Annotated in this window: 20 protein-coding genes and 1 tRNA gene; 11 read left to right on the top strand and 10 right to left on the bottom strand. The window is 41.9% G+C overall.

All coding sequences use genetic code 11. The features are described from left to right. Window positions 1-9: 9 nt before the first annotated feature. The 8 genes from ACFS6H_RS07740 to ACFS6H_RS07705 form a co-directional block, all read right to left on the bottom strand. Window positions 10-504 (bottom strand): dihydrofolate reductase, encoded by a 495-nt coding sequence (locus ACFS6H_RS07740; RefSeq protein WP_386096931.1) that lies wholly within the window; start codon window positions 502-504, stop codon window positions 10-12. 74 nt (window positions 505-578) lie between these two features. Further along, window positions 579-1,454 (bottom strand): hypothetical protein, encoded by an 876-nt coding sequence (locus ACFS6H_RS07735; RefSeq protein WP_386096929.1) that lies wholly within the window; start codon window positions 1,452-1,454, stop codon window positions 579-581. A gap of 88 nt (window positions 1,455-1,542) precedes the next feature. Next, window positions 1,543-2,337 (bottom strand): thymidylate synthase, encoded by a 795-nt coding sequence (locus ACFS6H_RS07730; protein WP_386096927.1) that lies wholly within the window; start codon window positions 2,335-2,337, stop codon window positions 1,543-1,545. Window positions 2,338-2,549: 212 nt separating this feature from the next. After that, entirely contained in the window at window positions 2,550-3,587 is a 1,038-nt protein-coding gene (locus tag ACFS6H_RS07725) for a tetratricopeptide repeat protein (protein ID WP_386096925.1), read from the bottom strand. Window positions 3,588-3,757: 170 nt separating this feature from the next. After that, window positions 3,758-4,993 carry a 2-oxoglutarate dehydrogenase complex dihydrolipoyllysine-residue succinyltransferase gene (gene odhB / locus ACFS6H_RS07720; protein WP_386096923.1) on the bottom strand — a complete coding sequence of 412 codons (1,236 nt, stop codon included), beginning with the start codon at window positions 4,991-4,993 and terminating at the stop codon, window positions 3,758-3,760. A gap of 374 nt (window positions 4,994-5,367) precedes the next feature. Then, a complete protein-coding gene (locus ACFS6H_RS07715; RefSeq protein ID WP_386096921.1) occupies window positions 5,368-6,795 on the bottom strand; it encodes an L-serine ammonia-lyase in 1,428 nt (475 codons plus the stop codon). Between the two features lie 53 nt (window positions 6,796-6,848). Next, window positions 6,849-7,340, bottom strand: coding sequence for an FKBP-type peptidyl-prolyl cis-trans isomerase (locus tag ACFS6H_RS07710; RefSeq protein WP_386096918.1), 492 nt, complete (start codon window positions 7,338-7,340; stop codon window positions 6,849-6,851). Between the two features lie 87 nt (window positions 7,341-7,427). Then, window positions 7,428-7,769: a hypothetical protein gene (locus ACFS6H_RS07705; protein ID WP_386096916.1), complete on the bottom strand. Its 342-nt coding sequence runs from the start codon at window positions 7,767-7,769 to the stop codon at window positions 7,428-7,430. A 173-nt stretch (window positions 7,770-7,942) separates the two neighbouring features. On the opposite strand from ACFS6H_RS07705, the gene ACFS6H_RS07700 reads away from it, so the two are divergent. The 6 genes from ACFS6H_RS07700 to ACFS6H_RS07675 all read left to right on the top strand — a co-directional run bounded on the left by ACFS6H_RS07700 (window position 7,943) and on the right by ACFS6H_RS07675 (window position 12,388). Further along, window positions 7,943-8,863, top strand: coding sequence for a hypothetical protein (locus ACFS6H_RS07700; protein ID WP_386096914.1), 921 nt, complete (start codon window positions 7,943-7,945; stop codon window positions 8,861-8,863). 7 nt (window positions 8,864-8,870) lie between these two features. Then, window positions 8,871-9,359 carry a cupin domain-containing protein gene (locus tag ACFS6H_RS07695; protein WP_386096912.1) on the top strand — a complete coding sequence of 163 codons (489 nt, stop codon included), beginning with the start codon at window positions 8,871-8,873 and terminating at the stop codon, window positions 9,357-9,359. Between the two features lie 525 nt (window positions 9,360-9,884). After that, window positions 9,885-10,049, top strand: coding sequence for a hypothetical protein (locus ACFS6H_RS07690; RefSeq protein ID WP_386096910.1), 165 nt, complete (start codon window positions 9,885-9,887; stop codon window positions 10,047-10,049). A gap of 66 nt (window positions 10,050-10,115) precedes the next feature. Beyond that, complete coding sequence (locus ACFS6H_RS07685) at window positions 10,116-10,379, top strand: hypothetical protein (RefSeq protein WP_386096908.1); 264 nt, start codon at window positions 10,116-10,118, stop codon at window positions 10,377-10,379. A gap of 9 nt (window positions 10,380-10,388) precedes the next feature. Continuing rightward, window positions 10,389-10,841, top strand: coding sequence for a hypothetical protein (locus ACFS6H_RS07680; RefSeq protein WP_386096906.1), 453 nt, complete (start codon window positions 10,389-10,391; stop codon window positions 10,839-10,841). A 110-nt stretch (window positions 10,842-10,951) separates the two neighbouring features. After that, window positions 10,952-12,388 carry a Shedu immune nuclease family protein gene (locus ACFS6H_RS07675; protein ID WP_386096904.1) on the top strand — a complete coding sequence of 479 codons (1,437 nt, stop codon included), beginning with the start codon at window positions 10,952-10,954 and terminating at the stop codon, window positions 12,386-12,388. Between the two features lie 130 nt (window positions 12,389-12,518). Here the strand turns inward: ACFS6H_RS07675 and ACFS6H_RS07670 are convergent. Next, window positions 12,519-12,589, bottom strand: a tRNA-Cys gene (locus tag ACFS6H_RS07670). Window positions 12,590-12,707: 118 nt separating this feature from the next. Between ACFS6H_RS07670 and ACFS6H_RS07665 the strand changes: the two genes are divergently transcribed. The 3 genes from ACFS6H_RS07665 to ACFS6H_RS07655 all read left to right on the top strand — a co-directional run bounded on the left by ACFS6H_RS07665 (window position 12,708) and on the right by ACFS6H_RS07655 (window position 16,191). Further along, window positions 12,708-13,586 carry a nucleoside phosphorylase gene (locus ACFS6H_RS07665; protein ID WP_386096902.1) on the top strand — a complete coding sequence of 293 codons (879 nt, stop codon included), beginning with the start codon at window positions 12,708-12,710 and terminating at the stop codon, window positions 13,584-13,586. After that, window positions 13,583-14,365 carry a diaminopimelate epimerase gene (gene dapF, locus ACFS6H_RS07660; protein ID WP_386096900.1) on the top strand — a complete coding sequence of 261 codons (783 nt, stop codon included), beginning with the start codon at window positions 13,583-13,585 and terminating at the stop codon, window positions 14,363-14,365. Before ACFS6H_RS07665 ends, dapF begins: the two co-directional genes overlap by 4 nt. Before the next feature lie 119 nt (window positions 14,366-14,484). Next, entirely contained in the window at window positions 14,485-16,191 is a 1,707-nt protein-coding gene (locus tag ACFS6H_RS07655; RefSeq protein WP_386096898.1) for a hypothetical protein, read from the top strand. Window positions 16,192-16,322: 131 nt separating this feature from the next. On the opposite strand, the gene ACFS6H_RS07650 is transcribed toward ACFS6H_RS07655, so the two are convergent. Beyond that, entirely contained in the window at window positions 16,323-18,851 is a 2,529-nt protein-coding gene (locus tag ACFS6H_RS07650) for an ATP-dependent Clp protease ATP-binding subunit (RefSeq protein WP_386096896.1), read from the bottom strand. A 91-nt stretch (window positions 18,852-18,942) separates the two neighbouring features. Here ACFS6H_RS07650 and ACFS6H_RS07645 point away from each other — a divergent pair, with 91 nt between their 5' ends. Together ACFS6H_RS07645 and dapB are read left to right on the top strand one after the other, a co-directional pair. Next, on the top strand, window positions 18,943-19,317 hold the full coding sequence (locus ACFS6H_RS07645) for an STAS domain-containing protein (protein WP_386096894.1): 375 nt from the start codon (window positions 18,943-18,945) through the stop codon (window positions 19,315-19,317). A 261-nt stretch (window positions 19,318-19,578) separates the two neighbouring features. Beyond that, window positions 19,579-20,295, top strand: coding sequence for a 4-hydroxy-tetrahydrodipicolinate reductase (gene dapB / locus ACFS6H_RS07640; RefSeq protein WP_386096892.1), 717 nt, complete (start codon window positions 19,579-19,581; stop codon window positions 20,293-20,295). The last annotated feature ends 18 nt before the right edge of the window (window positions 20,296-20,313 follow it).

The raw sequence follows: 20,313 nt of genomic DNA, 5'->3' as shown, positions 1-20,313 counted from the left end.
GCCTTGCGGTTATTTTATACGTTCCCATACCTGGAAAGCATGATCATAATTATTCTTTTCGTCTGCCTTGTAAGTATCATTACTCACCAGCTTCCATACCGTATCATCCACCGCCGGAAAAAAAGTATCAGCCTCAAACTCGGCATCTACCCTGGTTAAATAAATTCTTTTGGCCTTTTCAAATAACAGTTTGTATATCTCACCGCCACCAATCACCATCAGCTCTTTCACGTCCATCTGTTTGGCTAAAAACATGGCATCCTCAATACTCTTTACCCCTACGGCATTATCATGTTTCCAGCCGCCGTTACGGCTTATCACAATGTTTTTACGGCCCGGCAAAGGTTTACCCAGCGAGTCAAAGGTTTTACGGCCCATCACCACCGGTAAGCCCCAGGTTACGTTTTTAAAATGTTTTAAATCGTTGGGCAAATGCCAGGGCATTTTACCGTCCTTGCCAATGGCGTTGTTATTAGATGCGGCTACTACTAAAGAAATGATCATATATGCCGGTAAAGGTATAAAAAAAGCGTACAGGTAGCTATCCCGTACGCTTTTCAGTTATTATAAGTGTTTTATTATTTATTCCTGCCCGCAAAAGGATAGAAAGAGGTTCCCAGCGACAATAAAAAGCCCCTTGAATAAAGTTCCGGACCGCCGTCGTCACTCACATTCAGGTAAAACGGAGGGGTTGAAAAGTTCATGCCTATATCCAGTTTTATCCAATCCGCATTTTTAAACCCTACCTGGAAGAATATACTGGGCTCAAACACCATCATGGTCCTGCCTCTTACACCATCCAGGTTCAGCGTACTTTCTTCAACGGAACTATAATCCGTTTTAATATTACTAAAGGTAAGGCCCGATATCTTAGGGCTTAAGGACATCCTGAATTGCTCGCTGAAAGAAAAATTAAAGGCGGGTTGCAGGTAAAACTTGGCTACATTGGCTTTATAATTTCTCGTCATCCTGGTAGGTACACTATCCGGCATACCATAGTCGGTATGACGACTGTTACCAAAACCGGCACCGGCAATAATATTAAAGTAATGACGTTTGCTACGCCCCATAGGCAGGTAAAAACCCACACCCGCATCTACCATATAACGTTTATACTTCACCTTGCTTCCTGTGCTGCCGGAGCTAAGTTCGTCCTCATCAAAGCGGTCGGTTTCGTTGCGGTACAAACCACCCACCGTAACCATAAAATTATTGGTCAGGGCATAGGCTACCTGTCCATCCAGGCCGGTGGAATAGTTCCGTTCACCGTCACTGTCTGCACCATCAATATCCTGTACAATACGGCCGGGATTAATAGAGCCGGAAGCAGCTACTTTAAAATCTCCCCTTTCTTTAAAAAATGTGGCATTATAGGCTGCAGGTGAATTAACGTAACGGGGCGAGCTACAGGAAAACAGCACAATACTTAATATAACAGCAATACATAGTCTCATAACGGCGGGTTTAAGTTTTTAAGTGGCTTTATCAACAAAGCCATTGACATGCGTTCCGGAGTATACACTGTTAACAGGTTGTTAAATCCTATACCGCTACCTGCGCTTTTATAGCCGGGTGGCTTTCATAATTTTCCAGTGTAAAATCCTCGTACCGGAACGAAAAAATATCTTTTACCGCCGGATTAATTTTCATTACCGGCAAGGGCAGCGGCGACCGGCTTAACTGCAGGTTCACCTGCTCTTTATGATTACTGTAAATATGCACATCCCCAAACGTATGTACAAAATCACCGGGCTGCAAATCACATACCTGTGCTATCATTAAGGTAAGTAAAGCATAGGAGGCAATATTAAAAGGCACACCTAAAAAAACATCGGCGCTGCGCTGGTACAGCTGGCAGCTTAATTTACCATCAGCCACATAAAACTGGAACATATTGTGACAGGGCATCAACGCCATCTCACCCAGTTCACCCACGTTCCAGGCACTTACTACCAGGCGCCTGCTGTCGGGGTTCTTTTTTATCTGTGCAATTACATCACTTATCTGGTCAATTACTTTACCACCTTTGGTTTCCCAGCTACGCCATTGTTTGCCATATACAGGCCCCAGGTCACCATTTTCATCGGCCCATTCATCCCATATACGAACACCGTTTTCTTTTAAGTAAGCGATATTGGTATCACCTTTTAAAAACCACAACAGCTCGTGGATAATACTTTTTAAGTGTACTTTTTTCGTGGTCACCAGGGGAAAGCCCTCCTGCAGGTTAAAACGCATCTGGTAACCGAAAGTGCTGATGGTGCCGGTGCCGGTACGGTCAGTTTTTTCACTGCCCTTATCTAAAATATGTTGCAATAAATCTAAATACTGTTGCATGGGTGCAAGTTAACAAGAAATAACGGGCTGCCGGTTAATAGCCTGGTGGTGGGGAAAACTCGGCTACGGGTGTTCATTCTTTGGAGCTATCAGCGCAGGTAACTCCGGTCAGTCACAGTTCCCGCTTTTGGCAGTAGTGCAGCCCACGCCCCTTTAAACCCCAAACACACCTGCAGCTACTGCTGCCAATCGGGCAGCCTTTCAGCATCAACCTATATCCATTTATATGCGGCCAGCCATTTTTTAAACGCTTCTACTTTCACTTTATTATCGTGCAGCCATAACTCATTTAAAACAGCCCCCGAACTAGTGTACATAATGTGTACAAAGGTTTCGCGGAAGCCTTCCTTCTCCAGGCTGGCAAAAAAAGGTGCATAAAACTCCCAGTAAAAACCTTTGCCGTCCTTTTGCCCGGCACTCAAACCGCTGAATACCATCTCCAGGTTACGTTGCATACGTTCTATGGCTGTTTCGTTCTCATGCTCTTTGGTATGGTTGGAGGCAGCAGTAAGCCCTATGATCAGTTCCAGCGAACTGAAATCGTTTTCTTTTTTCTTCTTATCCGGCAGGGATAAACTGATGGTTATATTTTTATCATCTTTTTTCTCTGCACTCAGGCCAATGATCCGTTCTACTCTTTCACGGTTGTAGTTAGCCCTTTCAGTTGCCTGTGGTTGTATGGCCAGGTAAGCCAGGTTACTTAACATGGCAGCAATTTTATTACTGCCGGCGGTAAATATACCTAATACATGATGCGAACTGGGGTGCAAAGGATTACTCTTTAATGCCAGTTGTAACTCCTCTATCGCCTCTTGCTTATCGCCACGGCTGTTATAGGAAATAGCCTTATTAAAGTGTAGTAAGTAATTCCCAGGAAAAGCTTTTAGTCCCTTTGAATATACTTTTAAAGCATCTTTGGTTTTACCCTGGTAATCGAGCGCAGTTCCCCAGTTAATATACGCGTTGGGAATATTATCATCCCCCGGAAAGCTTTCAATAATGCTCTTACTCAGCCGGATGGATTCATCATATTTACGCAGCATGAGGAGAGAGTATGATTTTTCGTAGTAAGCCAGTACATTCTTGTCATCGGCAGCAATTACCTCATCGTATAATTTTATAGCGGCTTCGTATTGTGCATGCTCATGCAAGGCCACTCCCTGCCGTATCTTCTCCAGGTTAGTTTGTGCCGTTAACGACATTACTCCCATACACACCAAAAACAAAAATAGTATACTCCTTTTGTACATGCCTGTGGCTTTAAAACAGAAAATAATAAGTAATGTTAAGGTAAAACTTATTCTGCAATATTACAATCGCCTGTGTACTTCAGCTGGTATAACTGTACACCCATGTTCACTATTTTACACTATAAAAACGGCCCGGTAAACCGGGCCGTTAATTTTATACTCAGAAACTATTACAGTTCCAATAACAATTTAACAGGGTCTTTTGCAGCCAGTAATTGCTCAGGGCTTTCCAGCAATTCTTTTACCCTTACCAGGAAGCTTACTGATTCACGACCATCAATAATACGGTGGTCATAGCTAAGCGCAATGTACATCATGGGGCGGATCACCACCTGGCCGTTAATAGCCATCGGGCGCTCCTGAATTTTATGCATACCCAAAATAGCCGATTGCGGTATGTTGATGATAGGTGTGCTCATTAAAGAACCAAATACACCACCATTGGTAATGGTGAAAGTACCACCGGTCAGCTCATCAGCCGTTAATTTACTGTCGCGGGCCTTACCTGCCAGTTCAATTACTTTTTTCTCAATATCGGCCATGCTCAGGCTCTCTACGTTACGGATCACCGGTACGGTTAAACCACGTGGCGTACTTACGGCAATGCTGATATCGGCATAATCGTGGTAAACCAGTTGGTCGCCGTCAATATAAGCATTTACCGAAGGCCACTCGGCTAAAGCAACCGCACAGGCTTTGGCAAAAAAGCTCATAAAGCCTAAGCCCACACCGTGTGCTTCTTTAAAAGCGTCTTTATATTTTTTGCGGATATCCATGATCGCCGTCATGTCCACTTCATTAAAAGTAGTTAACATGGCGGTGGTATTCTTCGCTTCTACCAGGCGGCGACTGATGGTTTTACGCAGGTTGGTCATTTTTTCGTTGCGTACGTTGCGGCTAAACAGTTCGGCACCGCCAAAAGTCTTTTTACCGGGATTGCTTAAGGCGGCTAATACATCGCCTTTTAATATTTTTCCATTACTGCCCGAAGCAGCAATATCAGAAGGATTCACTTTTTTATCGGCTATGATAGCAGAAGCAACCGGTGTCGCTTTTACATCGGCAGCAGGAGCGGCTGTTGGGGCAGCAGGCTGCTGGGGTTTAGCTTCAGCAGGTTTTTCGGCAGCTTTAGGTGCTTCTTCCGTTTTTGCAGCAGCAGCAGGTTTTTCGGCTGTATCGTCGATAGTGGCCAGTAAATCGCCTATCTGCAGGGTATCGCCTTCTTTAGCACCGGTTTTTAACACCCCTGCTTTTTCGGCATTTACCTCAAAAGTGGCTTTTTCGCTTTCCAGTTCGGCAATTACTTCATCCCTTTCTACGTATTCACCGTCTTTTTTAGTCCATTTAAGTAATGTAACCTCGTTAATTGATTCACCTACCGTAGGAACTTTTATTTCAATAGCCATATTTAGTATTTCAATGGCGCAAATTTCGTAAAAAAAAGGGAACCAACCTAAGTAAAAATGAAAAAGGAAAAATTAAGAAGGAAAAAGTTAAAATATGCGCGTTTTTAAGGTTTTAAGCCGTTCAAACAATGGACAAATGACAATTGAAAGTTGACAATTATTCAAAATTTGCTATTCAGTATTGATCAGGGAACCGAAGGGTGAACGGAGCGTCGCAACAGCGGTCCGATCAGGGAACTGCAGCCGGTGACAAAATCGTATACAGTATAAAGTATGTAATATATAGAAGGGAATCCTGCTACAGCACGACAACTTTGAACTTTTGAACCCTTTACAATCCGGCACGACAACCTAAAACTTTAAACCTTAAACAATTAACACTCCGGCAGGCTCAGCGGCACATTAACAGCCAGTCCGCCGTCGGCCGTTTCCTTGTATTTATAATTCATGTCGCGGGCCGTATCCCACATGGTTTTGATCACCGCATCCAGGGATACTTTGGCAAAATCGGGGGTACTTTGCAGGGCCAGCTGAGAGGCGGTTATGGCCTTGATAGCCCCCATGGTATTGCGTTCAATACAGGGCACCTGTACCAGGCCGCCAATAGGGTCGCAGGTCATGCCCAGGTGGTGTTCCATGGCTATCTCCGCCGCCATCATGGCCTGCCGCTGGGTGCCGCCCAGGGCTTCGGTAAGGGCTGCCGCGGCCATGGCCGATGAAACCCCGATCTCTGCCTGGCAACCACCCATGGCTGCTGAAATAGTGGCTTCTTTTTTAAACATGCTGCCTATTTCAGATGCGGTTAACAGGAAGCGTAATATTTTTTCATCGTCGTTACCGTTACAAAAAACAATATAGTATTGCAATACGGCAGGAATAACCCCCGCTGCACCATTGGTAGGCGCCGTTACCACCCTTCCGAAGGAAGCATTTTCCTCGTTCACCGCCAGGGCAAAACAGCTTACCCAATCGAGGATATAGGTAAAATGGTTACCGCCTTCGGTGATCACTTTCAGCCAGCTATCGTAATCGTGATAAGGTTTACCGGCCGTTAAGCGCTGGTTTAGTTTGGCCGCCCTGCGTTTTACAAATAAACCGCCGGGTAATATGCCATCGGTATGGCAACCACGGTAAATACATTCTTTCATCACCCGCCAGATATTCATCACACCATCGCGGGTTTCCTGTTCGCTGCGCCAGGCCAGTTCGTTCTCCAGCACCACCTCGTAAATAGGCAGGCCGGTTTTAATGCACCAGCGTAAAAGGTCATCGGCATTATTAATGGGAAAAGGCAGTTGTACCTGTTGTTTACCGCTGTTACTCTCTCCTTCCTTTACCACAAAACCACCGCCAATGGAATAATAGGTTTCGGCCACCGCATCGCCATTGGCAAAACTGGCTAAAAAGCTAAGGGCATTGGAGTGAAAAGGCAATGATTCAGTTACCAGGAAATGAATATCGGTATTCGGGTTAAAGTCTATTGTATGCACTGCACCCAGCGTCATCTTTTTTTCGGCAGCGATCTGTTTTATTTTGGGATGAATGGCATTTACATCGCAGGTAACGGGGTCATCACCCGAAAGACCCATCTGTACGGCAATATCCGTACCATGACCAACCCCTGTTTTTGCCAGTGAGCCGTATAACATCACTTTCAGGCCGGTCACCTGCTCCAGTAAATTATCCTGCTGTAATTTCTGCACAAATTGCTGTGCTGCACGCCAGGGACCAAGGGTATGCGAGCTGGATGGCCCTACCCCTATCTTCAGCATATCAAAAACGGAAATGGCTTCGTATGACACTAACAAGTATTTTAGTAAAGTTATGGCAATAACGCCATGCTATTATACTTTGTTTATGGTGCTACTTTTACTTCAAAAATAAGGTAAGAGTTGGCGGGAATATTTTGCTGCGCCTGGTTGCCATAACCTAATGAAGGGGGAATATATAACCTGATCTTACCACCACGTTTAATTTTAGGCAAAGCACTGCGCCAGCCGGCAATTAAGCCGCCCAGGTTAAAGCGCCTGTAAAACTCCTGGCCGGTGCTGGGGTCTACTGTCTGGTCAAAAATAAAATTATCCGACATGCGCATGCCTTTGTAACTAACGGTTACATCGGAACAGGCGTCAAACCAGTCACCTGTACCCTGTTCCAGTATGGTATAAAAAACACCACTGCAATCTTTTTCTGCATTGATCGAATTGGAAGTAATGTGGTTTTGTAAAGCATCTATCTCGGTCTGAACCGCCGGGTAATCGCACCCGTTATAGGAACACTCATATTTTTTTGAACATGCACTTAATACACCAGCCACCAACACTACTAATAAAATACGTTTCATCATTTCTATTATTTTCTATAATCTTTTACTGATTTGTTCCCTGTATGACAGGGTTACTACCCGATGCGCTGCAATACTCTCCTAATTAATTTAACTGTTACCAGCCCTGTCACGTTTCTGTTTAAACTCCTGGTAACGTTTTTCGTTCATATCCCACTGGTGTTTGGCCGAAAAATACACCACAAAACCTACAATTAAAATAGCAGCGATCATCAGTACCATAACCTGCGAAGAATCGCTGTTCCGGATCATGGCCGCTCTTTTATACCAGCCGGAAAAAAAGTTGGCAAATATGGTTACCACCATTAACAAAGCTAAGGGTAAACCCACAGTCAGCACACTGATCCAGCGTTTGTTTTTACCACGGCTTTGTTCCCAGTAATCAATAAACTTTTCTTCTTCTTTCGTGATCATGGTGCAAAAATAACTCATGCCTGGCAAAATATACGACTCATTTTAAACTACAAAACAATGTATACAATTGGATATGCTGCGTATTAAATTTTTGATAACGGGAGGCATGTTTGCGTAAAACACAGAAAATGACTATATTGTGCATCCAATACATTTCAGCTGTGAAAATAACCCCATTACTAGCCCAGTACTTGTATCAGCATAAGCAATTAGTCTTACCCGGAATCGGAACTTTTTCCATTGATGCCGATGCCGTGGTAAATACCGATACAACCGGCCGCAACCGCCATATCGCTTTACCCCCCATACATTTTGAAACAGGAAATAGTAATAGTCCCTTTGACCCGGAACTGATCAGCTATATAGCCCAGCATAGCGGCAAAATGAAACCGCTGGCCCTGGCCGACCTGGAATCGCATATTGAACTGATGCACCAGTTCCTGAACATTGGCAAACCTTTTTTACTGGATGGCATTGGCACCCTGACCAAACCCAATGGCGGTGCTTTAAAATTCAATGCCGCCAATGAGCCGGTTACAGCGCCTAAACCTATTGAAATAAGTATTAAGGAGGACCGCACCAAAACCATTAACGAAGCCCCGGCCACCCAGGAATCTTTTTTACATGAGAACGAAAGAAAGGTTGGCTGGAAAAAACCGGTGATCGTATTACTGGTACTGGCAGGCTTAGGCTTTTCTATCTGGGGCGGTTATTATTTATCACAGTTAAATGAGCAGGACAATACCATGGTGGCCGATACCATTCAACCGGTACAGGATACCCCGGTTACACCGCTGAGCACCGCTCCCCTTCCCATTCCTGATACTGCCAATAAAAATACAGCAACTCCTGTTGTTACTCCCCAAACTACTCCAACACCCCCTGCCGATAACAGCGGGCATTATAAATATGTACTCGAAACTTCAAATAAGGAAAGGGCTTTAAAAAGGTACAAACAGTTAAAGACCAACCGCTGGGACGTGCATATGGAAACAACGGATTCACTGTCGTTTACCCTGTACTTATCGCTGCCCAAACTGGGAGCCGACACTACAAGAGTAAAAGACTCCCTGACAGTAATGACCGGTAAAAAAGTGTATATAGCCAAATAGAATTTTCATGTATACTGCCGCATATTGGATAGAGCATCTGCAATTACAACAACATGTAGAAGGCGGCTGGTATTGCGAAGTATACAAAGCCGCCCAGGCTATTAACCTGCACGGTAATAAACAGGAGAGATCAGCCGCTACCCATATCTATTTCCTTTTACAGCAACAGGAGTTTTCGGCCCTGCACCGCATTGCTTCCGATGAGCTATGGCATTTTTATGCCGGCACGGCTTTAACGGTGTATGAAATAACCGTCGAGGGCGAATTGATAGAACATATATTGGGTAATGACCCCGCAAACAATGAACAGCATTTTTGTGTAATAAAAGCCGGTAGCTGGTTTGGCGCTAAAACCACCGGTGAGGGCGGCTATGCATTAGTAGGTTGCACGGTAGCACCGGGTTTTGATTTTGCTGATTTTGAGCTGGCGGAAAGGGCAAACCTGCTCAACCTATATCCCCAGTACAGGCAACTTATTGAAATGCTGACGCGTTAATCTACTACTACTTCATTTTTGGGAGAATAAGAACGCAGCTTTGCGTGCCACTGTTAACAATCTTACTTTTTCATCTTTTGATTTGTCCTAAATATTAAAAGGGAAATATAAACTTATCCCCTTTTGGATTTATACTTTTTAATAGTAATTTTAATACACCATAAATTTTAACCATTAAACTACTCCAATATGAACTTTGGAAATAACGAATTTGTTTCCGGTTTAGTAAATGGCGTTCCCCACAACATTGCACTAAATCAAATTGTATACTATTCGCCTACAAATCAAAATGGGGATGTGAGTACTTTTATATATTTAAGTACGGGCAGAACTTTGACACTGGATAACCCTTATGCAGAATTTCATAATCTGATCATCCAAATTCTTAAATTAATCACCGATTTCTAAAAAGCAATAATAGACGCTACCCCCAGTTACATTTAGCAAATCTCCTTATAACGATAACTCTTTGGATAGTTAATTACATGTAAATTTTATTCCAAATATTATATTATATTATATTATATGCCAAATATCGAAATAACAAAAGCTGATGCAGAAATCATACAGGATATACTTGAATGGGCATTTGAAACATCGCAAGAAAAATTTTCACCCGACTGGTATAGACACATTCGCAAAAGTGAAATAACTAACGGAGAATTTGTGCATTACATGAATTTTATTTAAAACATTTCGCCACCTATTATAAAAAAACAACACCCCAGCTTGCAATTATATTTAAAAACACCCGACTTGGCAAAATATCTTGCAAAAGGTGGTTACCTAGCAGAGTATCAAAAACTGTATAACCAGCAAAAGGAAGAAGAGAAAAGGAAAAGCCTTGAGTTAGAAGCGATACAAACGACAATAGAAACAAGTAAGCAGGCAATTCTACTTGCTAAAGAAAGTAATAGTATAGCAGAAAATAGTAATCTCAAAGCAGGACGCAGTAACCTTATTGCTATTATATCTGCTATTCTTGCTCTTATCGCCATCATAATTAGTATAATTAAATAAACAATCATAATGTTCGAAAGAGAATTAACCCAAAAAGACGCAGGAAATATTCAACAGATTTTAGAATGGGCCTACATGAGTAGAGTCAATTCTTTTGACTATGCTAAAATATGGCTTGAAGAATTTGAATGGTGTGATACTGAAATTTTTGCTTTTTACATGGAACAGATCGAACTTATTACTCCTAAGGTAATAAAAGAAGCAATAAATGGATCAGGACTCTACTTAGTTACAGAGAGACTAGAAACTTATCTATCTATAGAAGGTGGATTTTTAGAAACTTACAGAAGATATCAAATTAAAAAACTCAACGACGAAAAATACCAAAAATTAGTTGTTGAGGAATTAGAAACAAGTATAAAAAACAGCAAAAGAGCTATTAGACAAGCTAACATAAGTAATTGGATTGCTGGCATATCTGCTGCAATTGCCATTGTTGCCATATATTTCAGTTTAAAATAAAACACATTTTACAATATTCTCCTATTGTACAGCTTCTGACATTCTGAACCATATCTTTTATCAAGTAAATTCAATGCGATAAAACTTCCATATGTTAAATTAGTTAAGCTATGGCACGACCTTATCCCTCCACAATCACCCTCCCTGCCGGAAAATTAAAGATTAAGAAAAAGAAGAATGGTTATTCAATTTTTTTCACCCCTCCAAAGGAAATATTGGAAACTTATGATGAAGTTCAGGGACTATATTCATTAACCAGGGAAATATTAGCTATAGATACAATAAAGAATAAGTTAACTATTTTCCCATATTCTGTCAGAGGTCGAGAACCAATGGGCTTCCGATATGCATTGCTTGAAAGTATTACATTAGACTTTTGTCCCATAAATACTGAAGATTTGACCGAGTATGAAGTAAGAGATTTACTTGAAACAGAACTTTCAAAAGTATTTGTGAAAGACTATAATTATGGTTTAGGTTTCAAACAAGAATACCGTCACATTGTTGAGATTCTCGAGTTATTGAATATCAAACATCTGAATATTATAACTTCTGGTAAAAGTACGATTAATAAAGAAAATCAAATTGCCGATCTGAAACTGTCAGATTTAAATACTTTAGTAAAACATATCGATCATATAACAAACAAAGCACGTAAAATTGCTAGTGATGTAAAACGAGACGTAATATCTACTCTATTAAGTGATATTATATCTAAATACCCTCAACGAAAAAACTCAAAGGATACTCTTGATAATATTACGTCTATTTTACGCCAGCAAATTACCGCAACTCCTTATCAAAATCCAAAGAAAAAAACAACAGAGGCAATTGAAACTATTGAAAACAGTGCTGAAGAACTCGTCAAAAAAGAACCAGCTGCATTGTTCAAACTTAAAAATGATATTGAAGCGGTAACATTAAAAGAATTAATCATTCGTTTTGAGGAAATGCTGAATAAAAACTTATCAGAATCAAGATGGCAAGAGTTATTGCAGAAAAATCCCTTTATACTTAACATGGCTTTCGGTACACCTGTCATGAAAATACAAGGTCAAGCTTATTTAGGAGGCCGAAAATTAGATGGAAAGGGAGATAAAATTACAGATTTTCTTTTCGCCAATGCTCTTTCCCACAATGCAACAATCATTGAAATAAAAAAAACTGGCAGCCTACTCATCAAAGATCGTGCTTATAGAAACAATGTTTATGCACCTTCAAGTGAATTGGTCGCTGGTGTCAACCAAGTTTTAGATCAAATCTATCAACTCCAACGAAATATTGCCCTTCACCGCGAAAACCACCGAATTAATAACCTGGAAACCTATTTCGTCAATGGTATTCTTGTTATCGGCATGATGCGCCTAAATATCGATCAAACTAAAGCATTTGAACTTTACAGAGGAAATTCGAAAAACATCCAAATCGTGACATTTGATGAACTACTTCAAAAATTGAAACAACTAGCTGCCTTCCTAAATGTTGAAATACCTGAACCTCGAAAGTTAAAAAATATTGATTATCACTCAAATGAATTACCATTTTGATTGTCAAAACCTGTTAGCTTTCCATTCCAGAACTATTACTACTAAACAGAAAAAAAGCCACAACTTATTAAAGCTGATATATTTACAGTTAATAAAAAAGGGATAATTGTTATTCAATTATCCCTTTTCGAGGTCCCGAGCGGATTCGAACCGCTGTACGAGCTTTTGCAGAGCTCTGCCTAGCCACTCGGCCACAGGACCAATTACCCTTTCGGGGATGCAAATGTAAGGTAAGATTTGCAGCTTTCCATCACCTTTAGATGGTTTTTTGACAGGCAGTAAAAATAGGATATTTTTGACCCATAATAAAAACAGCCGTATGAGCCAAATTGCAGCATCTGAATTAATTATAAACGACCGCGGAGCTATTTACCACCTCGATATCAGGCCCGAAGAACTGGCAGATACCATTGTAACCGTTGGCGACCCGGACCGTGTAAAGGAGTTCAGCAAACATTTTGACAGTGTTGAGTTTAAAAACCAACACCGCGAATTCGTGTCCCATACCGGCTATATCGGTAAAAAACGCCTTACCGTACTATCTTCCGGCATTGGTCCGGATAATATTGATATTGTAATGAACGAGCTGGACGCCCTGGCCAATATTGATTTTGAGACCCGCACCATTAAAAAGGAATTAAGGTCCCTCAATATTATCCGGGTAGGTACTTCCGGCGCTTTACAGGCCGATATTCCCGTAGACAGTTTTGTAGCATCTACGCACGGACTGGGCATTGACAACCTGCTGAATTTTTACCGTTTTGACCAGAACGACGATAACGACAACCTGTTACAGGCTTTTGTAACCCATACCCAGATGCACGGGCAAATGAACATGCCTTATATCAACAATGCGGCCCCTTCTTTGTTAAAACATTTTGTGGATGGCTTTCACCAGGGTATTACAGTTACCTGCCCCGGCTTTTATGGCCCCCAGGGACGAATATTACGCCTGGGCATCCGCAACCCGCAGTTAATTGACCGCCTGACCGATTTCAGCTACGGCCAGTACCGTATCACCAATTTCGAGATGGAAACATCGGCTATTTTTGGTCTGGGTAAATTACTGGGGCATAATTGCCTGGCTGTAAATGCCATTGTGGCCAACCGCATTGTAAAAGAGTTTTCCAAGGACGGTAAAAAAGCTGTTGAAAACCTGATCGTTAAATTTTTAGATATTTTTTCCGCACATATATGATAGTTCCTTTTTTTAAATACCAGGGTACCGGCAATGATTTTATACTGATAGACAACCGCTCCAGGGCGTTCAGCAGCCTGACCACTGAACAGATCAAACACCTGTGCGACCGCCGTTTTGGTATTGGCGCCGACGGCCTGATGCTACTAAATGAAAAAGAAGGCTTTGATTTTGAAATGAAGTATTACAATGCCGATGGCAACGAAGGCACCATGTGCGGTAATGGTGGCCGCTGCATTGTAAAATTTGCCTATCACCTGGGTATTCACCGCAACCAGTACCGTTTTATAGCCGTAGACGGCCCGCATGACGCGGAGATAGATTTTGACGGGACCGTCTCACTAAAAATGATGGACGTTGATAAAGTGATCAAAGAACGGGGCGATTTTATATTGAATACCGGCTCTCCCCATTATATACGCCCGGCTATCGATGTAATGAACCTGGACGTTTTTGAAAAAGGCCGCAGCATCCGTTACAGCAAAGATTATGAGCAGGAAGGCATTAATGTAAACTTTGTAGAGCAGGTGGGCGACAGCGATATTATTGTACGCACCTACGAACGGGGTGTAGAGGACGAAACCTATTCCTGCGGAACCGGCGTAACGGCTGCCGCATTGACGCACTATCACAATGAAAGTGGTTATAATGATGTAATGGTTAAAACCCTGGGCGGTACGCTTGAGGTAGAATTTGACCGTACCGAGGAAGGACGTTTCGAAAACATATGGCTATCAGGGCCGGCAGAGAGAGTTTTTGAAGGCGTTCTTAAATTATAAACTCCCATCATACCATACTATATTATTAGTTTTTTGTGCAGGCTTTACCCGCACACCACCCTTTTTATATTTACAAACAATACCAAATTATTTCACAAAACCAACCAGCCACCAATTTTATGCGACCGTACCTGTTATTACTATGCCTGTTAACAACAGTAACACTTTGTGCACAACGCCCTTCTGTTAAATGGGGCCAGGAATTTAAAATAGGCAAAGGCAGTACCGACCTTCAGGTTATTCATGCCGATAAATCCGGTGTTTATCTCCAGGAAGGGCATTTTGTCAATTCTTTTATCATGGGAGCCTGGGCCAAACATACGGCCAAACTAATTAAACTGGATAAAAATTTAATCGAAGTATATGACAAAGATTATAACAAAGAGCTGAAAGGTAAATCCTTCATGCAGTTCTTTGCTTTACAGGAAAAATTGTTTGCTTTTGCATCGGAAAGTAAAAAAAATAATAACCTGGTAATTTATGCCGCAGAGGTTGATAAAAACTCAGGTGACCTTATTAAAGAATGGCAGGAACTGAGTAATATTAATTTAGATTCAAAAAAAGACCGGGCCGATTTTAAAATTACTTATAACACGGACAGTACAACATTCCTGGTGGTTAATAGTCTTGAGTCGAACAATAAAAATACCTACCAGTTAACCGAGTTTTCCAGGGAACTAAAGGCACTGGGTAAAACCATTAATATTACCAACCAGTACGATAAAGACAGTTACAAGCTGGAAGATTTGATCTATACCCCGGAAAAGAAAATATTCCTGATCGGCCGTACTTATGAATTTATGGAAGGTAAAAAGAAGAAGGCTAAATTTTTAGCATTTGCCAGCTATAATATTAGTTTGTACAATGATAAAGGTGTACTTGAAAAAGAGTTAAACACTACTATTAATGGCAAGTGGTTAAACAGCGCCAAATTAGTTTTTGATAAGAACCATCATATTGCACTGGCTGCATTTTATAGTAACGATAAAAAGAATAAGTCAATTGATGGTCTTTTGGTACAGCGCATTAATACCTTAAACGGTGAGGTCATCAGCACCACTGAAAAAACAATTGATCAGTCGATGTTAGCAAGTGTAAAAGAAACGGAGGACAGTGAGGACGAAGAAGAAACTAAAGCTGAAAAGAAAGAACGGGAAGCAGCAAAAAAAGAGAAAGAAGAGGACGAAGGTTTTTCCAGGAATATGGTTTTCCGCAATATTTATTTTACCAATGATGGAGGATTGATCCTAATGGCAGAAGAATATAATGAATACCGGCGCACCAGCTATTCATACAACACAAACGGCATTGGTAGTAAACAACATACTCAAATAACACAGGTTTATGAATGTGGAGATATTATGATAAGTAAAATAGAGGCCAATAACAATATAGGCTGGATCAAAGTGTTACCTAAAAATCAGTTGGAAATCTTTACCGGGAACTCTGATCAACTATCATTTGATATTAAAATGGATCGTTTTTTTGCAAATAGCACAACCCCATTTTATGCAGGCTATGGCAGCATGCAAATAAATAACAGTATTCTACTTTTTTTTAACGATAACACTAATAATAGTTCAGTAACTGAACCCGGAAATAAAGTAAAGAAAATTCAAACCTATAAAAAATCCAGCTGTTTTACCGTTACCGTTGATGTGGCGACCGGGAAAATAGCTCGAAAACTTTTCTTTTCCAATGACGGTATTCCGACTGCCATGCCCCGGCTTTCGTCCATTTTTGGAAAGGATATGTACCTGGTGGGAAAAACCTACACCGGGTTAATTAAAAGTAAAGTATCGGTGGGCAAGATTACGGTAAAATGATAGTAATATGATTTTCATGTATCGGTGATGATACTACAATATAAAAAAGCTCCGGTTTACCCGGAGCTTTTAACTTACTACCCAATCTGTTTTATTATACTTCCCGGAACTTATCGTTTCCGGTTTTTACTTTATACTTCCGATGCTTTTTCCTGGGGTTTGTAGATAAATTTTATTTTATCGTTTTCCTTATCCAGTTCGGCTATCAATGTATCACCGGGTTTAACGCTCATGTTCAGAATTTCTTCCGCCAGCGGGTCTTCCAGGTATTTTTGAATAGCCCTGTGTAAAGGTCTTGCACCAAACTGTACATCGTACCCTTTATCGGCCAGGAATGATTTTGCCTCTTCTGTCAGCTCCAGGCCAAAGCCCAGGTCTTTGATCCTTTTCATCACACCCTTCATCAGGATATCAATGATCAGGTAAATATTGTCCTTGGTCAGGCTGTTAAAGATGATCACATCATCAATACGGTTGAGGAACTCCGGTGAGAAAGTACGTTTCAGCGCTTTTTCAATCACCGCTTTATTAGCCTCATCCTCATGCTCTATTTTGGCGGCCGTGGTAAAGCCCACACCTGCACCAAAATCCTTCAACTGGCGTACACCAATATTAGAGGTCATGATGATCAGACTGTTCTTAAAGTTCACCTTACGGCCTAAACCATCGGTCAGCTGGCCATCATCCAATACCTGTAATAAAATATTATAAATATCGGGGTGCGCTTTTTCAATCTCGTCCAGCAGGATCACACTGTAAGGTTTACGGCGTACCCTTTCGGTCAGCTGTCCGCCTTCTTCATAACCAACATAACCCGGAGGTGCACCAATTAAACGGCTTACGGTAAATTTCTCCATGTATTCACTCATATCAATACGGATCAGCGCATCTTCCGAGTCAAACATGTGGCGTGCCAGCGAACGGGCCAGCTCGGTTTTACCTACACCGGTAGGACCTAAGAATATAAAGGTACCAATGGGTTTTTTAGGATCTTTTAAGCCAACACGGTTACGCTGTATAGCTTTTACCACTTTGGTAATGGCTTCGTCCTGGCCTATCACCATACCCTTCATGTCGTCGCCCATTTTGCGCAACTTGTCGGTCTCGGCCTCCACCATACGTTTTACCGGTATACCCGTCATCATACTGATCACTTCTGCAATAGATTCTTCTGTGATCGGGTAACGTTTATGTTTGCTTTCTTCTTCCCAGTCTGTTTTTGCTTTTTCCAGTTGTTCGGCCAGCCTTTTCTCCGCATCACGCAGGGAAGCCGCTTCTTCAAACTTCTGGCTTTTCACTACCTTATTTTTCTCTACCTTAACGTCTTCTATTTTCTTTTCCAGTTCTACAATATTGTCCGGTACATTAATATTTTTCAAATGCACCCTGGCGCCTACTTCGTCCATCACGTCAATGGCCTTATCGGGCAACAAACGGTCAGTAACATAGCGGTCACTTAATTTAACGCAGGCATCAATGGCTTCCTGGTCATAAACAACATTATGGTAGTCTTCGTACTTACTTTTAATGTTATTCAATATCTGTATGGTATCGTCCACGCTTGGCGGATCAATAATTACTTTCTGGAAACGCCTGTCCAAAGCACCGTCTTTCTCAATATACTGACGGTATTCATCTAAGGTTGAGGCGCCAATGCATTGCAGTTCACCGCGGGCCAGGGCCGGTTTAAATATATTGGAGGCATCCAGGGAACCGCTGGCACCACCGGCACCAACAATGGTATGCAGCTCATCAATGAACAGGATCACATCCCTGTTTTTCTCTAATTCGTTCATAATGGCTTTCATACGCTCCTCAAACTGGCCACGGTATTTTGTACCCGCCACCAGGGCTGCCAGGTCAAGGGAAACTACCCTTTTATCAAACAATACCCGGCTTACTTTCCGCTGCACAATGCGCAGCGCCAGGCCTTCCACAATTGCGGTTTTACCCACACCCGGCTCACCAATTAAAATAGGGTTGTTCTTTTTACGGCGCGACAATATCTGCGACACCCGCTCTATCTCGGCCTCACGGCCTACAATGGGGTCAAGGGTACCTAATTCGGCCAACTTGGTAATATCACGGCCAAAATTGTCTAAAACCGGGGTTTTACTCTTGGCCGCACCCTGTTTGCCCGAACCGCCTTTTTGTTGTGCATATTTCTTTTCGTCGTCAAAATCGTCTTCGTTTTCGTCGGCGTAATCTGCCCGGGGATCGTTAGACTTAACAATGCCCAGTTCCTGTCTGAATAAATCGTAATCCACGTCAAACTGATTTAAAATTTGAGTAGCAATATTTTCTTTGTTCTTCAAAATCGATAGCATAAGGTGCTCTGTTTCCACGGTGGAGCTTTTCAGTGCCTTGGCCTCTAAAACCGTTACCCGTATTACTTTCTCGGCTTGCCTTGTCAGGGGCAGGCTGTTGATATTGGCAATATTTTTCCCGGTTTTATCCTTAACGGCCAGTTCAATTTCCTTTCGAAGCTCGTACAGATCAACATTAAAGCTTTTCAATATCCTGACAGCGGTATTATCGCCCTCACGGATAAGGCCAAGCAACAGGTGTTCTGTTCCTATGAAATCATTTCCCAATCGCAGCGCTTCCTCCCTACTAAACGATATGATCTCCTTAACTTGTGCTGAAAAATTATTATCCATTTGTACTTATATGGTTTGATACAATATTAACAAATATATTTGGTACTTGTTTTAGCATAATTATAAACCTAATGTTCATAAACCTGCAATCATGAATGTCAAAATAGATACCAAAGAGAAATTTCATGTCATCACGCCGATCGACGGCGATATTTCTGCTAGTATGACAGCGGAACTTACCCAAAAGATACAGCCTTATTTACAAAATGAAGTTAAAAATGTGGTGCTTAATTTTGAGAACGTAACGGCTGTAGACCATGCTGCTGCTGAAAAGCTAGCAGCATTACAGCAAAATTTCTACCAAAATAATGCGTCTTTTGTCATATGTTGCCTGCAAAAGCCGGTAGAAGCATTTTTGGCAGATAATGAACTTTTGGAGCACTTAAATGTTGTGCCCTCCCAAAGCGAAGCCTGGGACATCGTACAGATGGAGGAAATTGAGCGGGAACTGCTGGATGGAGAATAAAGAGGTCTGATAGGAGAAGTCAGCACGCAGATTGGGGATTTAAGATTTCATATTGGTGATTTCCTGAGTCAGGTAATCCATAGGTAGGTTTTAATGCTTTATTTTTTATTGAATCAGCTGAAGCGCCCTGATTGATCTTTACTTGCGACGCTCCGTTCATCGTCCCGTTCGCTGATCAGCACTTAGCCTTAAGCATTCAGCCTTCAGCTTTAAGCTTTTAGCCTGACTTAAAACTTATTACTTACTACTTATAACTTAAAAATGAACATCGCAATTATCGGGTACGGGAAAATGGGCAAGGCCATTGAAGCTATTGCCATTGGAAGAGGACATACTATTGTCCTGAAAATTGACGAAACCAATACCCACGAGTTTAATGCCGAAAACCTGGCCAGGGCCGATGTGGCCATTGAGTTTACCGGCCCGCACAGCGCTTTTGACAATATTATCAAACTCCTGCAACACCATGTACCCGTGGTGAGCGGCTCAACCGGCTGGACAGAAAGGATGCCGGAGATAACCGCCCTGGTAAAAGAGACCAACGGCAGTTTTGTGTATGCCAGCAATTTTAGCGTTGGCGTCAATATTTTCTTTGAACTGAATAAAAAGCTGGCCGCCCTGATGGCACCGCATAAAAACTACCATGTAGCACTGGAAGAAACCCACCATACCCAGAAAAAAGATGCACCCAGCGGCACCGCTATCACTTTGGCCGAAGGGGTAATGGAATCACTCACCAGCAAAAAACAATGGGTAAATGAAAACAGCAGTAACGAGGAAGACCTGGTGATCATCAGTAAAAGAGAAGACCCCGCACCCGGAACCCATAATATCAGGTATACCTCGTCCATTGATGATATCGAAATCATCCATACCGCCCATAACCGGGAAGGCTTTGCCACCGGCGCCGTAATAGCCGCAGAATTTATACAGGACAAAAAGGGCATTTTTGGGATGAAAGAGGTCCTCGGCCTGTAATTGATTTTTTAAATCTTA

Source organism: Terrimonas rubra, assembly GCF_042686025.1.
GTDB lineage: Bacteria > Bacteroidota > Bacteroidia > Chitinophagales > Chitinophagaceae > Terrimonas > Terrimonas rubra.
The sequence above is the reverse complement of the archived record's forward strand: the minus strand, read 5'-3'. Positions and strand labels throughout refer to the sequence as shown.

Bases quoted from the DNA above. Each gene is read 5' to 3' on its own strand.
- ACFS6H_RS07645 (WP_386096894.1), top strand. From the start codon at position 18,943: ATGAATGTCAAAATAGATACCAAAGAGAAATTTCATGTCATCACGCCG.
- ACFS6H_RS07735 (WP_386096929.1), bottom strand. From the start codon at position 1,454: ATGAGACTATGTATTGCTGTTATATTAAGTATTGTGCTGTTTTCCTGT.
- ACFS6H_RS07675 (WP_386096904.1), top strand. From the start codon at position 10,952: ATGGCACGACCTTATCCCTCCACAATCACCCTCCCTGCCGGAAAATTA.
- ACFS6H_RS07730 (WP_386096927.1), bottom strand. From the start codon at position 2,337: ATGCAACAGTATTTAGATTTATTGCAACATATTTTAGATAAGGGCAGT.
- ACFS6H_RS07655 (WP_386096898.1), top strand. From the start codon at position 14,485: ATGCGACCGTACCTGTTATTACTATGCCTGTTAACAACAGTAACACTT.
- ACFS6H_RS07690 (WP_386096910.1), top strand. From the start codon at position 9,885: ATGCCAAATATCGAAATAACAAAAGCTGATGCAGAAATCATACAGGAT.
- ACFS6H_RS07740 (WP_386096931.1), bottom strand. From the start codon at position 504: ATGATCATTTCTTTAGTAGTAGCCGCATCTAATAACAACGCCATTGGC.
- odhB (WP_386096923.1), bottom strand. From the start codon at position 4,993: ATGGCTATTGAAATAAAAGTTCCTACGGTAGGTGAATCAATTAACGAG.
- dapF (WP_386096900.1), top strand. From the start codon at position 13,583: ATGATAGTTCCTTTTTTTAAATACCAGGGTACCGGCAATGATTTTATA.
- ACFS6H_RS07710 (WP_386096918.1), bottom strand. From the start codon at position 7,340: ATGATGAAACGTATTTTATTAGTAGTGTTGGTGGCTGGTGTATTAAGT.
- ACFS6H_RS07725 (WP_386096925.1), bottom strand. From the start codon at position 3,587: ATGTACAAAAGGAGTATACTATTTTTGTTTTTGGTGTGTATGGGAGTA.
- ACFS6H_RS07665 (WP_386096902.1), top strand. From the start codon at position 12,708: ATGAGCCAAATTGCAGCATCTGAATTAATTATAAACGACCGCGGAGCT.
- dapB (WP_386096892.1), top strand. From the start codon at position 19,579: ATGAACATCGCAATTATCGGGTACGGGAAAATGGGCAAGGCCATTGAA.
- ACFS6H_RS07705 (WP_386096916.1), bottom strand. From the start codon at position 7,769: ATGAGTTATTTTTGCACCATGATCACGAAAGAAGAAGAAAAGTTTATT.
- ACFS6H_RS07695 (WP_386096912.1), top strand. From the start codon at position 8,871: ATGTATACTGCCGCATATTGGATAGAGCATCTGCAATTACAACAACAT.
- ACFS6H_RS07680 (WP_386096906.1), top strand. From the start codon at position 10,389: ATGTTCGAAAGAGAATTAACCCAAAAAGACGCAGGAAATATTCAACAG.
- ACFS6H_RS07650 (WP_386096896.1), bottom strand. From the start codon at position 18,851: ATGGATAATAATTTTTCAGCACAAGTTAAGGAGATCATATCGTTTAGT.